15 protein-coding genes and 1 tRNA gene are annotated in these 14,465 nt (G+C 61.0%); 5 read left to right on the top strand and 11 right to left on the bottom strand.

Annotation, left to right across the window (positions count from 1 at the left end):
- The first annotated feature begins 156 nt into the window (after positions 1-156).
- Together RL_RS40115 and RL_RS40110 are read left to right on the top strand one after the other, a co-directional pair.
- On the top strand, positions 157-315 hold the full coding sequence (locus RL_RS40115) for a hypothetical protein (protein WP_003547503.1): 159 nt from the start codon (positions 157-159) through the stop codon (positions 313-315).
- A gap of 64 nt (positions 316-379) precedes the next feature.
- Positions 380-517, top strand: a complete 138-nt coding sequence (locus RL_RS40110) for a hypothetical protein (RefSeq protein WP_003547501.1) — start codon at positions 380-382, stop codon at positions 515-517.
- A 146-nt stretch (positions 518-663) separates the two neighbouring features.
- Here RL_RS40110 and RL_RS09140 read toward each other — a convergent pair whose 3' ends face one another.
- Both RL_RS09140 and RL_RS09135 read right to left on the bottom strand, forming a co-directional pair.
- On the bottom strand, positions 664-1,083 hold the full coding sequence (locus RL_RS09140; RefSeq protein WP_080667605.1) for a hypothetical protein: 420 nt from the start codon (positions 1,081-1,083) through the stop codon (positions 664-666).
- Between the two features lie 111 nt (positions 1,084-1,194).
- Positions 1,195-1,270: transfer RNA gene (locus tag RL_RS09135), tRNA-Thr, on the bottom strand.
- Positions 1,271-1,428: 158 nt separating this feature from the next.
- On the opposite strand from RL_RS09135, the gene RL_RS09130 reads away from it, so the two are divergent.
- From RL_RS09130 to RL_RS09120, 3 genes are read left to right on the top strand one after another with little or no spacing between them, the layout of a single operon-like run.
- Positions 1,429-2,202, top strand: a complete 774-nt coding sequence (locus tag RL_RS09130) for an NAD kinase (protein WP_011651414.1) — start codon at positions 1,429-1,431, stop codon at positions 2,200-2,202.
- A gap of 4 nt (positions 2,203-2,206) precedes the next feature.
- Positions 2,207-2,722 carry a hypothetical protein gene (locus tag RL_RS09125; protein WP_011651413.1) on the top strand — a complete coding sequence of 172 codons (516 nt, stop codon included), beginning with the start codon at positions 2,207-2,209 and terminating at the stop codon, positions 2,720-2,722.
- 34 nt (positions 2,723-2,756) lie between these two features.
- Positions 2,757-3,782: an alpha/beta hydrolase family protein gene (locus RL_RS09120; RefSeq protein ID WP_011651412.1), complete on the top strand. Its 1,026-nt coding sequence runs from the start codon at positions 2,757-2,759 to the stop codon at positions 3,780-3,782.
- Positions 3,783-3,841: 59 nt separating this feature from the next.
- On the opposite strand, the gene dhaL (RL_RS09115) is transcribed toward RL_RS09120, so the two are convergent.
- From dhaL (RL_RS09115) to prfB, 9 genes are all read right to left on the bottom strand, one after another.
- Positions 3,842-4,507 (bottom strand): dihydroxyacetone kinase subunit DhaL, encoded by a 666-nt coding sequence (gene dhaL / locus RL_RS09115; RefSeq protein WP_028741370.1) that lies wholly within the window; start codon positions 4,505-4,507, stop codon positions 3,842-3,844.
- 61 nt (positions 4,508-4,568) lie between these two features.
- A complete protein-coding gene (locus RL_RS37400; RefSeq protein WP_011651410.1) occupies positions 4,569-6,671 on the bottom strand; it encodes a bifunctional sugar-binding transcriptional regulator/dihydroxyacetone kinase subunit DhaK in 2,103 nt (700 codons plus the stop codon).
- Positions 6,672-6,828: 157 nt separating this feature from the next.
- Complete coding sequence (gene dhaL, locus RL_RS09100; RefSeq protein ID WP_011651409.1) at positions 6,829-7,479, bottom strand: dihydroxyacetone kinase subunit DhaL; 651 nt, start codon at positions 7,477-7,479, stop codon at positions 6,829-6,831.
- Between the two features lie 15 nt (positions 7,480-7,494).
- Positions 7,495-8,490, bottom strand: coding sequence for a dihydroxyacetone kinase subunit DhaK (locus RL_RS09095; protein ID WP_011651408.1), 996 nt, complete (start codon positions 8,488-8,490; stop codon positions 7,495-7,497).
- A 22-nt stretch (positions 8,491-8,512) separates the two neighbouring features.
- On the bottom strand, positions 8,513-9,283 hold the full coding sequence (locus tag RL_RS09090) for an SDR family oxidoreductase (protein WP_011651407.1): 771 nt from the start codon (positions 9,281-9,283) through the stop codon (positions 8,513-8,515).
- A 58-nt stretch (positions 9,284-9,341) separates the two neighbouring features.
- On the bottom strand, positions 9,342-10,328 hold the full coding sequence (locus tag RL_RS09085; RefSeq protein WP_011651406.1) for a substrate-binding domain-containing protein: 987 nt from the start codon (positions 10,326-10,328) through the stop codon (positions 9,342-9,344).
- An 88-nt stretch (positions 10,329-10,416) separates the two neighbouring features.
- A complete protein-coding gene (locus RL_RS09080) occupies positions 10,417-11,421 on the bottom strand; it encodes an ABC transporter permease (RefSeq protein WP_011651405.1) in 1,005 nt (334 codons plus the stop codon).
- A gap of 43 nt (positions 11,422-11,464) precedes the next feature.
- On the bottom strand, positions 11,465-12,943 hold the full coding sequence (locus tag RL_RS09075; RefSeq protein ID WP_011651404.1) for a sugar ABC transporter ATP-binding protein: 1,479 nt from the start codon (positions 12,941-12,943) through the stop codon (positions 11,465-11,467).
- Between the two features lie 323 nt (positions 12,944-13,266).
- Positions 13,267-14,398 (bottom strand): peptide chain release factor 2 gene (gene prfB, locus RL_RS09070; protein WP_012756997.1). Its coding sequence is split into 2 segments (ribosomal slippage): positions 13,267-14,328 and positions 14,330-14,398, totalling 1,131 coding nucleotides; the frame shifts between segments, so codons are not numbered across the junction.
- Between the last annotated feature and the right edge of the window lie 67 nt (positions 14,399-14,465).

Raw genomic sequence — 14,465 nt, 5'->3', positions numbered from 1 at the left:
ACGACAAATGGAAACGGACACGGACAACGCTCGTGCAACGCCCGACCGATGCCGGAAAAATCCACTTTTGCCTTGGAATGACGCCCTGGAGCACTATGATCGGGCGATGACCGGTTGTTGCGACCGGCTCAGAAGCAAGAAGGAACGATCCCTATCATGGCCATTCGACCGCTGATTTTCGGTATCCTCTTCATCGCGGTCTTCGTCGTGATTATCATCAGCATCATTTGGGTGGACACGTCGCACCCCATCCGCCAGCCCGATCCTCTGTCGCCGACGGCGCCCGGCCCCGCGACGCCGGGCCAGGTGCAATAGTACTGGCAGGAACGCGGACGACGATCATGCGTTAATCCCGGAATCGAACGAGGATTGAACGCTTATGCGCATAATGATCGCCGTCGTCGCCTTCATGGTCGCCTCTGTGCTTAGCATCGCAATGATGTCGCCCTCCGGCGCCGGACAGACCGGCAATGGCGACAGGATCGAGGCGAGCGTCAACGAACCCGTAACTCATTAGAACAGGATGATTTCAGGCCGGCTCGGCCTAAAATCTGAATCCTGTTCTAAAATTACATAGTTGGAGCATGATGTCGTCCGAAAACCGATCACACTTTTCGGCATCATGCTCTAAAGTAACGGCCCGGATGATCCGGGCCGTTATCGTCAGCTGCGGTAGAGCCAGAACGGCATGCCGCGATCGCGATGACGCCAGTCGCGGCGTTCCTGCCAACGCTCGGCACGCCACCGCCGCCCGTGACGGCGATCATCGCGCCAGTCGGACCGGCGCCAATCGCGCCCATCGCGCCAGCCACGGTCGTCACGGTCGCGATCACCTCGCCAGCCACCGTCGTCGCGGTCGCGATCACCTCGCCAGCCATCACGGATTTGAACGACATCGCCCTGGGTCGACGCCGCCGGCCGCTCGGCCGGCATAGCGGTGGCCGGTGCGACGGACGCGAAAGCCGCACCGACGGAAATGGTTGCGGCGAGAAAGAGATGAGCGAGCTTCATGGCTGTTTCCTCATTAATGATGAGGCGAAGATAAGCGGGCGCGGCTGAATTGGCGGTGAAGCAGCCCTTCACGCGCGGTTCATCAAGCGATACGTGCTATCTGAAAAGATCTGCCGGTGCAATTGAGCGCAACAGCGTCGAACCCAGACTATGGACTAGCAAACGGTATCGCGCGGAAAAGAATGGTGCCCCCGGCAAGGTTCGAACTCGCGACCCCCTGATTACAAATCAGGTGCTCTACCAACTGAGCTACAAGGGCAATAATTGCCCAACTAACAGATTCTGTGATTCTGTAAAGGGAAAATCCGCGGTCGCGCGGACAGGTCGGCTGCAGCCCAAAACGCTTCGCGATAGAAAACGTCCTTGTCGCACAAGGCCTTTATCCATTAGCTAGGGTAGCATCATAAAGGGCATTGCATGGGCCGTTCATTTCAAACGCTTTCTTTTCTCGCCTCACCAACGACGGAGGCGCTTGCCGCGCGCGAGGAATTGATTGGCATCTATGGTGACGTACCGGCCGAAGAAGCCGACGTCATCGTCGCGCTCGGCGGCGACGGTTTCATGCTGCAGACGCTGCACAACACCATGAACTCCGGCAAGCTGGTTTACGGCATGAATCGCGGCTCGGTCGGCTTCCTGATGAACGATTATCGTACCGACCGGCTTCAGGAGCGCATCTGCGTCGCCGTCGAAAACGTCTTCCGGCCATTGCAGATGACGACCGCCAACGCCGACGGCACCAACTCGACGGCGCTCGCCATCAACGAGGTCTATCTTTTTCGCCAGTCCTATCAAGCCGCGAATCTGAGGGTCATTGTGGACGGGCGCGTCCGTCTGGAGGAACTGATTTGCGACGGGCTGATGGTCGCGACACCTGCCGGATCGACGGCTTATAATCTTTCCGCCCATGGCCCGATCCTACCGCTCGAGGCGCCGCTGCTCGCCATGACGCCGGTCAGCGCTTTCAGGCCGCGGCGCTGGAGGGGCGCTCTGCTGCCGAACAAGGTGACCGTCGATATCGACATTCTCGAGCCGGAGAAGCGGCCGGTGAACGCAGTGGCCGACAATACCGAGGTCAAGTCGGTGCTGCATATCCGCATCGCCCAGTCGGAGCATGTGACGGCGCGCATTCTTTCTGATCCCGACCGCTCCTGGTCCGACCGTATTCTCGCCGAGCAGTTCAAGGATTGAGACGATGGCAATGCGACGGATATTGATAACCAGCCTCCTGCTTGCGGGATGGAGCGCCACAGCGGAGGCAGCGCCGGCGCAGGATGTCCTCCTGCCGGCATCGGTGATTTTCGCGACCAGCACCGGCTACTGGGAGGACGACGGCAACGCACCTGATGTCGAGCGGGCGCCGACGGGCGCCGAGAGTGTTGCCAATCCCGAGGGAGAGGCCGCGCAGCGCCACGGCTACTACAAGCTCTTTGCCGTGCGCCAGCCGGACAGGACTTCGAAAGTCTATCTGCAGCAGATTACCCAGACCGAGACCGGCCCGGCGATCGCCTCGACCATCGAGCTGCAGGAGTTCAGCGACCTGAAGCCTTACGTTACCGATATCCGCCCCGAGAATTCGACCGGCATCATCAAGGAGCCGGGGCTCTTCGCCACGGTCTATCTGAAGACCGACCCCGCCGCGGAGCCGGATGGCTGGACCGTACTGATCGACGAATTCGGCGACATCACCGTGGAGAAGGCGACGAATTGAACGGCGAGGAATTGTTCAGAGGGGCATCCGAGCGATGAAACTCGGCTTTCGCGACGGCGTCCTCTACGACAGCAAAAGGTCGAATTGGGACGCCGCCGGCTCCAGACCCATCAGTTGGTCTCTCTGGTACCCCGCCGCCGACGACGCGCAAAGCGACGTACCGGAAAGAAGCTGGTTCCAGAAGGCGGCCGTCGCCCGCAATGCCCCCATCCGGCCAGGGGCCAGGCCCTATCCCCTGGTGCTGTTATCGCATGGCACCGGCGGATCCGCGGCCGGACTGGAGTGGCTGGCGCGACGCCTGGTCGATCGCGGATTTGCAGCGCTCGGCGTCAGCCACCACGGCAATACCGGCATCGAGCCCTATCGCGCTGAAGGCTTTGCCTGCCTTTGGGAGCGGGCGCCGGATCTAAGCACCATGCTCGACCATTGCGATGCGTGGCTCAGCGATCTCTCGGGCCATATCGATACGAACAGCGTCTTCGCAGCCGGATTTTCGGCCGGAGCCTATAGTGTGATGCTGCTGCTTGGCGCTGTCGCCCAGTTCTCGCAGTTCGAACCGTCCAGGATGAAGCCGGGTGGGGCGCGCGGCCCGAGGGAATTTCCCGACCTTGCCGATCATATCCCGGCATTGCTGCGCACCAGCGATGTGTTTCGCGATTCGTGGTCCCGGATGTCGAAGTCTTACCGAGACGACAGAATCAAGGCCGCCCTCATCTGCGCGCCTGGCCGGTCCATTCTCGGCTTCAGCGAGGAAAGCCTGAAAGCCGTCGATGCGCCTGCCCTCATCCTGGTCGGTGACGCCGACAGGGCCGCACCAGCCGAAGAATGTTCGTCGTGGCTACATGCGCGTCTGCGGCGCAGCGCTCTTAAAATCCTCGGCGGCGGCCTTGGGCATTATGTCTTTGTGCCGGAGGGCACAGCGCTCGGCCTTGCCTTTGCGGCGGAACTCTTTACCGATCCCCCGGGCATTGAGCGCGCAGCCGTTCATGAAGAGATTGCCGATCAGGCGGCTGCGCTGTTTCAAGACAGCGGCATCATCGCGGAAAAGGCGACGAATTGAGGATGCCCCCGGGGAACGAAGACGCATTTGCTCCGCGCAGACCCTGCATGCAAATTCTGTCACCGATCCTGTTCTCTCACAGTGTCGACGGCGAAGGTTTCCTTCATCGCGCGCAGGATTATGACTGCAGAGGCCGCGCCTGGATCGATGTGTCCCAGCGACCTCTCGCCGAGCCGGGCGGCCCTCCCCCGAGTGGCAACCATGGAACGGGTCGAATTCGCGCCGGTTTCGGCGGCCTCCAATATGCTGGTCCACATTTCGAGGCTCCCGGCCGCCCGCGCCCGTGCCGTGACGGCGGCTTCGGTCGCGGGAATCCAGGCATCGAGCATCGTCTTGTCGCCGCGCTGGCCCTTTCCACGCTCCCTGATGCCGGCCGTCATCGCCTCGACGATCGCCGCCTGATCGGCAGCTGAAAGGTGTTCGTCCTCTTTCAGGACCTGAGCGGCCCTGCGAAATGCCGTAGCGTAAAGCGGTCCCGTGGATGCACCGACGGCATTCAGAAAGGCTGTTGCCGCCGACGTGAACACCTCTGATGGAAGCATGTGGTCGAGGTCGAGTTTCGCGAGTTCCCCGTTCACCGCCGTGAAGCCGAGCACCATGGTGATTCCATGATCGGCGTCGCCGATGGCCCCGTCCAGATCCGAGAGACGGTCCTTCTCCGCTGCGATCGCAACGGAGATGCGATGAAACATCCTGCTAAGGTGGCGCGCCGCGCTTTCCGACATCATGATCCTCCCAGTTCGAGCAGGATGCGGCCCGTGTCAGCCGGGCGCATCTCTTATACCTTCAGTTCGCGACCCGCAGGAACGCGGTATCGCAAGGATGATGCAACAACTCCGTCAATTCCTGATCGAGGTGCAAGATCGATATGGATGCACCGACCATGTCGAGCGATGTGCAATAGTGTCCCACCCAATTCGCCTCTATCGCGATGCTTTTCGCACTCAGCCGCTGCTCGACACGCCGGAAGAGAATATAGAGCTCCATCAGCGGCGTTGCGCCGAAGGAATTGACCAATACTGCGACGCGGTCGCCCGATGCCGGCTTCATTTCCGCGAATATGCGATCCATCACCCGATCGGTGATTTCATCGGCGGTCATCATCTTTTCGCGAATGACGCCGGGTTCACCATGGATGCCCATGCCGATCTCGATGTCGTCGGGGCCAATTTCAAAGTTGTGGCGACGGGTCTGGGGAAGCGAGCACGGTTCCAATGCAACGCCCATCGTAAATGTCCGTGCGTTGGCCTTGCGCGTCGCCGTTTCGCAGGCGGCAAGCGACAGGCCGCGGTCACAGGCCGCTCCGGCGACCTTGAAGATGAAGAAATTGCCGGCGACGCCGCGCCGGCCCTCCCTGTCTTCCAGCGGCGATGAGGCGATGTCGTCCGTCGTCACGACCGTGCGGACCGCGATGTTTTCCTCCGCCGCCATCTCGGCTGCCATCTCGAAATTCATGACGTCGCCGGCATAGTTGCCGTAGACGAAAAGCACACCCTCTCCGCCGGACGCCGCCCTGGTGCATTGAAGGATCGGGCCGGGAGGCGGCGACGAGAAGATATTGCCGACAGCAACGGCATCGGCAAGACCCTTCCCGACATAGCCGAAAAACGCAGGCTCGTGTCCCGTGCCGCCGCCGATCACAAGACCGACCTTGCCGGCGCGCGGCCCCGTCCGGGCAACGAGCGCACGGCGAGAACTGTCGACCGGCTCGAGATAGGCAGCATGTGCCTTCACTGCGCCATAGAGCATTTCCTCGACGACCTCGTCGGGATTGTTCAGAAATTTCTTGATGTGAGTGCGAAAACCGGTCGCTGACGGCGGCGTGCCGATTTCGACCCTCGGGCGCTGCAAAAGCTTCTGGTCGACCTCCGTCACACCGTCCGCATGCAGGATGCCGCGGCCCGTCGCGGCATCGGTGATCAGCACGTTGACATAGCCGCCGCGAAGGGCTGCGAGGATTGCCGGCACCTTGTCGAAACCGCCGGCGACAGCGATACGCAGACCGATCTTCTTCAGCATGTCGAGTGATATTCCGATCGTGCGGTCGTCAAGCGGCCCTGCGACCGGGCGTCCCTGCCCGTCGATGAAACGTCCGGCGACGATGCCTGCGGCATCCTTCGCCAGATATTGCTGCAACGATACCGACTCGAAGAATCCGCTGGTATGGATGGTCGAATTCGGGCGCATCGAGGCGATACCGAAAATCACCTTGTTGGCGTGTGAAAGCGCCTCGAACTGACTTTCGATCAATGGCTCTCGCAGCAGGATATTGCGGACATCAGGAGCGGATACGATCGCCGGAGCTGCGATATTGATCAGCCGCGCGTCCACGGCATCGGCAAAGGCCGCGGCGCAAAGTTCGGGTGTATAGGCGAATGTCGCACTGGTTCCGCCGGTTGCCTGGACCACGGTGACGTCCTGCAGGCCGCTTATCGAGGTCTGCTCACCGACCGCCATGACCGTGCGCCCCCAGACGACGGCCAGCGTATCACCGGATTTCAAAAGCCTCTGCAGCGCCTGAGCGCCTGCGCGCCCGAGACGGTCGATGAGCGGGCGGGTATTATCGTCGCTCGGAACGACGAGACAGTCCTGCAGACCGAAATGCCGTTTCAACTCCTGAGCAATCGTCAGCGAACTCAGGCGCGACGGCTCGATGGAGATATTGACGATTCCGCGGGCGCGCGCATCGGCGAGATAGCTGTTCACCGTTGCCCGCGAAATCCCCATGGTATCGGCAATGTCGCCCTGCGTCATGCCGTCCTCATAATAGAGCCAGCAGGCCCAGACATAGGGATCATCGCCAAACCGCAGCGGGATGGGTTCCGACGCATCGTCAGCGCTGTTTCGCACGCTACCGTTCTTCCGCGCTGATGATGTCTTGACGGTCATGCTTCCTGGTTTCCCTGCGAGGTTCAAATCGCCCGCGAAGATGAGCTTAAAGGCTCCGGTTTTCAACATTCTCCCGCACAATGATTTCCGGCCGCCAACGCGGCCGGAAAGGTGATGCTCGGGAGGATCGCCGGCTCTCGCCAAAGCCCGCCGTTTTTCATGCCGATGGCCGAAGCCTTGCCTCGACGCCAAGTGCGAGCGACTGGAGGATCAGCGCGCAGGAGGTGGCGCCCGCATCCAGAACGCCAACCGAACGTTCGCCGAGCCTGCTTGCCCGGCCGATCCTGGCCACCAGATCGCGGGTGCTGTCCCGGCCGGCCTCCGCGGCCGAGACGAGAACATTCAGCGATTCCGCAAACGACTTTCCATCGCTATTGGCCAGATCGAACGCCTCTATGGCGGGCACGAGCGTATCGAGAAGGGTCTTGTCGCCGACTTTCGCGGATCCGATCGCCTGAATGCCTTCAAGACCATTGTGCAGCATTGCGCTGAACATCCCCGCATCGATCTGCGCAGCCTTTTCGATCGTTTCAGCGAACTGAATGAACATGACGCCGTAGAGCGGCCCCATGGACCCGCCGATTTCCGTCATCAGCACCGTGCCGAGCGTGTCGAGAGCTTCTGCGAGCGACATGTCTGCGCCCTTGATCCGTTCGGCTGCCATGCCAAATCCCTTGGCCATGTTAACCCCGTGATCGCCGTCGCCGATCTTGCCGTCGATCTCGCTGAGATAAGCGCGGTTCTCGATGATCCGATCCGCGAGCGAGAAAACGATGTCACCCGAGGAAGCGTTGTCAAATTGCTGCATTCGCTTGGTCTCCCATCAAGGCATTGCCGGGCAGTGGACATCGACGTCGAGTAGCGTCTTTAACTCGTCGTCAAGCGCCATGACGGTCAGCGTCGCACCGACCATTTCCAACGAGGTGAAGTAATTTCCGATATAGGTCTTGCAGATCTTCAGTCCTCGCCCGGTAATCTCGGTTTCGATCGTGTCGTGAAGGATATAAAGCTCGTTCAAAGGTGTCGCGCCGAGGCCGGAGACGATGACGGCCACTTCGGTTCCCGATGCCAGGCCGTGATCGTCCAGAACGATCCTGGCCATTTCGCGTGCGACCTCGGCGGCAGGCTTCAGCGGCTCGACCCGGACCCCCGGCTCGCCGTGATGGCCAATGCCGACTTCCATCGTGCCCGGCGCAATCTGGAAGTTGGGATGCCCGACGGCAGGCAGCGTGCAGGGACCGAGGCCGATGCCGATGGAACGGCAATTGTCGATCGCCCTTTGCGCTGTCGCCTGCACTTCCTCGAGGCTCGCCCCTTGCGAAGCCTTGGCGCCCGCGCATTTCCACATGAATATCTCGCCGGCAACGCCGCGTCGCTTCTCGCGCTCGTCCGGTCCGGCCGAACATACATCGTCATTGGCGACGACGGTCGCGATCGTGATGCCTTCCTTGGCGGCGAGTTTGATCGCCATCTTCACGTTCATGTTGTCACCGGCATAATTGCCGTAGAGGCAGACGACGCCGTTGCCACCATTGGCTTCGCGCGCGGCATCGAGAAAACTCTTGGCTGTCGGCGACGAAAACAGCTCACCCACCGCGACGGCATCCAGCATATTGCGTCCGGCATAGCCGACAAAGGCGGGCTCATGGCCGGAACCGCCACCGGTGATGACCCCGACTTTGCCCGCGACGGGCGCATGGCGCGCAACGATGACGCGCGGATTGCCGTTGCCGAGCCTGACCATATCGGCATGCGCCTTGACGAAGCCCTTGACCGTATCCTCGACGACCTCGTCCGGATTGTTGATAAACCGCTGCATGGTTCCTCCTGTTTTCCGCGTGTCAGACAATGGTATAGCCGCCATCGACCAGAAGATCCGCGCCGTTGATCATCTCGGCGCCGCTCGATGCCAGAAACACCGCCGCCGCAGCAATCTCCTCGGGATAGGCGAAGCGTCCCGTCGGGATGCGCTTCTTCAGCTCCTCTCCGCGCGGGTTATCCCAGGCCTTTCTTCCGAGCTCGGTCAGAACCACTGTCGGCGAAATCGTATTGACGGTTATGCCATGTTTCCCCCACTCGGCGGCGAGCGTCTTGGAAAGCCCGATGACGCCGAATTTGGAGGCGCAATAAGCCACGTGCTGATCGATAGCGACCGTGCCGGCCTGCGAGGCGATATTGATGATCCTGCCGCCCTTGCCGGCCTTGAGCATGACCCGGCCTACAGCCTGAGAGACGAGGAACGTTCCCTTGAGATTGATGTCGATGGTCCTGTCCCAGGCCTCCAGGGTGAGATCCTCGGCGGGGGCGAGCATGGCGACACCGGCGCTGTTGACGACGATGTCGATATGGGCGAAGGCCGCCTGCGCGGCAGCGATGACGGCTTCCACCGATTGCGGGTTGGAAACGTCGCAGACGAAGGATTTCGCGCCATTTCCGAGGGCGTCGGCCTTGGATTTCGCGACCGTTTCATTGATGTCGATCACGCCGACGACCGCACCCTTGGCGGCAAATGCCGATGCGATGGCATCGCCGATGCCGGAGGCGCCGCCCGTTACCAGGGCGACCTTGCCGCCCAGCGAAAAATTCAGATCAATCTGTTTTGAATCGGTCATGGATCTCTTCCCGGCCTGTCTGAGACATGGGGCGGGCGAACCCGCCCCACAGAATGGATTATTTACGTGTCGCGAGCAGCTTGTCGACGTTGTCGGCCGTCACCGGCGTCCAAGGCACATTGTAATTCTTGTCCTTGCCGTCGTTCCACGGCATGTCCTTGTAGGTCGCCCAGATATCGGACTGCGGCTTGTAGTCGCCCTTCCTGGCGTAGAAAATGGCAAGATCGAGAGCGCCCTGGGCCTGTGCACGTGCGTCCTGCAGGATCGACGTCATCTCGCCGGCCTTGACGGCGCGAAGAGCGTCGGTGATGCCGTCGATGCCGGCGATCGCAAAGCTCTTCTCGTCGAGCCCCGCAGCCTTGATCGCCTCGATGGCGCCGAGCGCCATCTCGTCGTTCTGGCCTATCACGCCGTTGATCTGTTTCGGGTGCGCGGTCAGCCAGTTCTCCATCAGCGTCTGCGCTTCGGCACGTGACCAGTTCGCCGTCTGGTCTTCGAGGACCTTCACGTCAGGGCATTCGGCGAGCGCCTTCTTATTGCCTTCCAGGCGCGAGATCTGAGCGGACTGGCCGACCGGGCCTTCAAGGATGACGACATTGCCCTTGCAGCCGAGCTTGTCGAGGACGGTCTTGGCTTCCATGTAGCCCGAGATGGTATCGTCGGAACCGACATAGGAGGTCAGCAGGTCGGAATTGACGCGGGTGTTCGAACCGATCACCGGAATCCCGGCATCCACCGCCGACTGCACGGCTGCTGCGCCTGCATCGACGTCGATCGGTGCAAAGATGATCGCATTGTATTTCTGCGTGACCATCGTCTTGAACTGATCCTGCTGAACCAGCGCGTCATAGCGACCGTCGAAAACAGTCAGCTCGACCTCACCGCTCTTGACGGCCGGGTGCTCCTGCATCGCTGCCGCCCAGATCTGCATGAACTCGGCATTGAGGCCGTAAGGGGCTGCCCCGATCTTGATCTTTTCCTGGGCCACGGCCGACGAGGCCAGCAAGGCAGTTGCCGAAGCAAGCGCAATCATAAGCTTTCTCATTTCAATCTCCTCCACTTTAAGTTTTAGCGGCCGGCATGGCTCGCCTCTGCAACGGGCCGGCAAAGGCCGGCACGGTTTCCGATGGGGCTCAGGCCCCGTAAGTTCGCTTCTGGTCGAGCATCACGGCGCCGACGATCAGGGCACCTTTCAACACCTGCTGGTAGTAGGATTGGATCCCCATCAGATCGAGGCCGTTGTTCATGACGCCGATGATGAGCGCACCGATCAGCGTGCCCGTCACCCGGCCGACACCGCCCGACAGACTTGTGCCGCCGATGACGACCGCCGCAATCGCGTCCAGCTCATAGGCAATGCCCGCCTGCGGCAAGGCCGAGCCCGTACGGGCGCTGAGCAGCATGCCGGCAAGACCGGCAAGACCGCCGGAAATGACATAGACAGTGAAACGGATGCGGCCGATGTCGATACCGGAGGTCTTCGCCGCATGCGGATTGCCTCCGACGGCATAGATGTAGCGGCCGAAGCGCGTCCGGCTGAGGATCCACCACGAAGCCGCGAAAACGACGGCGAGAATGATGACGGGGGCCGGAATGCCGAAGACGTCGCCGGTGCCGATCCACCGGAAGGCCGGCGTCAGCGCGGGAACCGGGCGACCGCCGCCATAGATCAGCGTCAGGCCGCGCGCGGCCGAAAGCATGCCAAGGGTGGCGACGAAGGCCGGAACGGAAAATCGCGAGACGATCGCCCCCGATATCGCGCCGCAGGCAACGCCGACCAGAATGCCGACCGCAAGTCCGATGGCCACCGGATAGGGCGCACCGGCGATCGCCGCCGTGGCGGAGGTCGTCGAGAAGCTGGCGCTGACAATGCCGGCAAGCGCCACGACGGAACCGACCGAAAGATCGATGCCGCGGGTCAGGATCACGAAAGTCATGCCGATGGCAAGCACGCCGTTGATCGAAGTCTGCAGCAGCACATTGGAAATATTGCCGCCGGTCAGGAAGAACTCGTTCGAGAACGAAAGGACCACCACGAGAAGCAGAAAAGCGAGAAAGATACCGTATTCCTGAATCAACAGCCGCCGCCGATCCGAACTGAACCAGCCGCCGGCATTGCTATCGTCGCTCTCTGACACTCTTGCTTGCTCCTCTGGCGCCGTACGGATGACCTGATCCTGATCAGGTCGATAGGTGGACGAGTGATTGGGCATCCGTTTCCTCCCGGCTGTAAATTCCCGCGCTCTTGCCGGCGCGCATCACCATGATACGGTCCGACATGCCCAGAACTTCGTCGATCTCCGATGAGATCATCACGACCGTTCCGCCGGCCGCGGCAAAGTCACAGATGATGCGGTAGATTTCGCGCTTGGCGCCGACATCGACGCCACGTGTCGGCTCATCGAGCAGCAGCACCTTCGGATTGCGAAGAAACCATTTTCCGAGCACCACTTTCTGCTGATTGCCGCCTGACAGGCCCGAGACCGGCATGGTGTCACGGGCGGCCTTGATCTGAAATTGCGCCTGTATCCGGCGGCTGGCCTCGGCCTCGCGACGGCGGCTCATGGCAAAGGAAGGGCTCATCTCCGGTAAGCTTGCCATACAGATGTTGGCACGAACGGAGTCGGAGAGATTGAGGCCCGTGAGTTTGCGATCCTCCGTCACCAGCGCCAGGCCACTTGCCATCGCATCCGCCGGCTTCGACACGGAGATGCGGGTGCCGTCGACGACGATCCTGCCGTCGGAGGATTTTTCGAGGCCAAAAAGGCAATTGAAGATCTCGGTTCGCCCCGAGCCCATCAGCCCGTAGATGCCGAAGATCTCGCCCTTGCGGGCGGAGAAGGAAATGTCCTCGATCTTGTTCGGGCAACTCAGCGCCGTAACCTCGAGGCCGGTTTCGGATGTCGGCGTATTGGTCTTGACATATTCCTCGGCCAGCTCCCGGCCAACGATCATCCGGATGAGATCAGGACGGCTGATCTGCTTGAGGTCTCCGCTGCCGACATAGGCGCCGTCGCGAAACACGGTATAGGAATCGGCGATCTGGAAGATTTCCGAAAGCCGGTGCGAGACATAGACGATACCGCGTCCCTGCCCCTTCAAGCGCCGGATGGCCGCGAAGAGCTGCTGAGCCTCTTTCTCACCGATTGCCGAGGTTGGCTCATCCATGAAGATGACCTCGGCATCGTGGCTTAGCGCCTTGGCGATCTCGACGAGCTGCATCTGCGCAACGGAGAGGTTCATCATGTATTGGGTGGCGCGAATATCGAATTCGAGATCGTCGAGAAGCCCTTGGGCGGAGCGGTTCATCGTCCGGAAATCGATACCGCCGAAACGTGTCGAGGGCTCGCGGCCGAGATAGATGTTTTCCGCCACCGTCATGTGCGGAACCGGACTTAGCTCTTGCTCGATGATGGCAATGCCGGAGGCGAGCGCGTCGGCGGGACCGGCAAAGTCCACGTCCTTGCCACGACGGCGGATCGAGCCAGCATCGCGATTATGGATACCCATGAGGATTTTGAGAAAGGTCGACTTGCCTGCGCCGTTGCCGCCACAAAGTGCGTGGACCGAGCCGGCGCGAAGTTCGAAGCGGCCGTCGCGCAATGCCGCGACACCACCAAAGGACTTCTTCAGCCCTTCCACATCCAGCAAAAGCTCCACCCTCTTCTCCTACACACATGCACCGGCAACCGATTGGCGGGAACCGATCGACATCGTCGACCTCCAGCCCCGATATCGACAATGACATTATTCGACATCGACTCGACAAATGTCAAGTCATGGGTGATCATATAAATGCGAGGGCGGCCTCAGCGACCTTCCGCCATCGTCTCGATGAGGTGAAACGATAAGTTCTTACGCCGAACCAGAGCTATGACCGCCTCGACGATCGAGCCGCTGAAGCGGGCCGGACTGCCAGCCTTCCAAAAACAAAAAAAGCCCCGTCTCCGGGGCTTTGTTACTTCAATCCGTCGTCAATCCGATCAGTCGACATCCTCGACAACCGCGTCGGCGGCGCCGCTGATGCGGTGGGCAAGTGCTGCTTCCATGAACTCGTTCAGGTCGCCGTCGAGAACGTCGTCCGGCGCGCTGCTGGCGACGCCGGTGCGCAAGTCTTTGACCATCTGATAGGGCTGCAACACATAGGAGCGGATCTGGTGGCCCCAGCCGATCTCCGTCTTGGAAGCGGCTTCGGCGCTGGCAGCGTCCTCACGCTTCTTCAATTCGGCTTCATACATGCGGGCACGCAGCATGTCCCAGGCCTTGGCGCGGTTCTTGTGCTGCGAGCGCTCCTGCTGGCACTGCACGACGATGCCCGTCGGGATATGCGTGATGCGTACGGCCGAGTCGGTGGTGTTGACGTGCTGGCCGCCGGCGCCCGACGAACGATAGGTATCGATGCGGCAGTCGCTTTCGTTGATCTCGATCTGGATCGAGTCGTCGACAACCGGATAGACCCAGATCGACGAGAAGGAGGTGTGGCGACGCGCATTGCTGTCGTAGGGCGAGATGCGCACCAGCCGGTGTACGCCCGATTCCGTCTTCAGCCAGCCATAGGCATTATGGCCTTTGACGAGCAGGGTCGCGGACTTGATGCCCGCCTCTTCGCCATCATGGACTTCGAGAAGCTCGACCTTGAAGCGCTGGCGTTCGGCCCAGCGGGTGTACATGCGCAAAAGCATGTTCGCCCAGTCCTGGCTTTCGGTGCCGCCGGCGCCGGAATGGACTTCGAGATAGGTGTCGTTGCCATCGGCTTCGCCAGAGAGCATGGCTTCCACCTGGCGGCGCGCGGCCTCGGCCTTCAAGGCCTTAAGCGTGTCTTCGGCTTCCTTGACGACGCTCTGGTCGCCCTCTTCCTCGCCAAGCTCGATCAGCTCGATATTGTCGTTCAGCTGCTGCTCGAGCTGCTTGACGCCGTTGATGCCGTCATCGAGCTGCTGGCGTTCGCGCATCAGCTTCTGCGCTTCGGAAGCGTCGTTCCAGAGGTTCGGATCCTCTGCCTTGTTGTTCAACCAGTCCAGCCGTCTTATCGCCTGGTCCCAGTCAAAGATGCCTCCTCAGCAGGGTGATAGCCTGCTTGGTTTCATCGACCACGTTTTCGATTTCCGCTCGCATTTTCCTGCTTCTCTGTCTCGGTCTTCTTCAGGTGCTGGTGAGATAGCGCATTTCCGTTTTTCTCCGA

The sequence above is a fragment of the Rhizobium johnstonii 3841 genome (assembly GCF_000009265.1).
Taxonomy (GTDB): domain Bacteria; phylum Pseudomonadota; class Alphaproteobacteria; order Rhizobiales; family Rhizobiaceae; genus Rhizobium; species Rhizobium acaciae.
The sequence above is the reverse complement of the archived record's forward strand: the minus strand, read 5'-3'. Positions and strand labels throughout refer to the sequence as shown.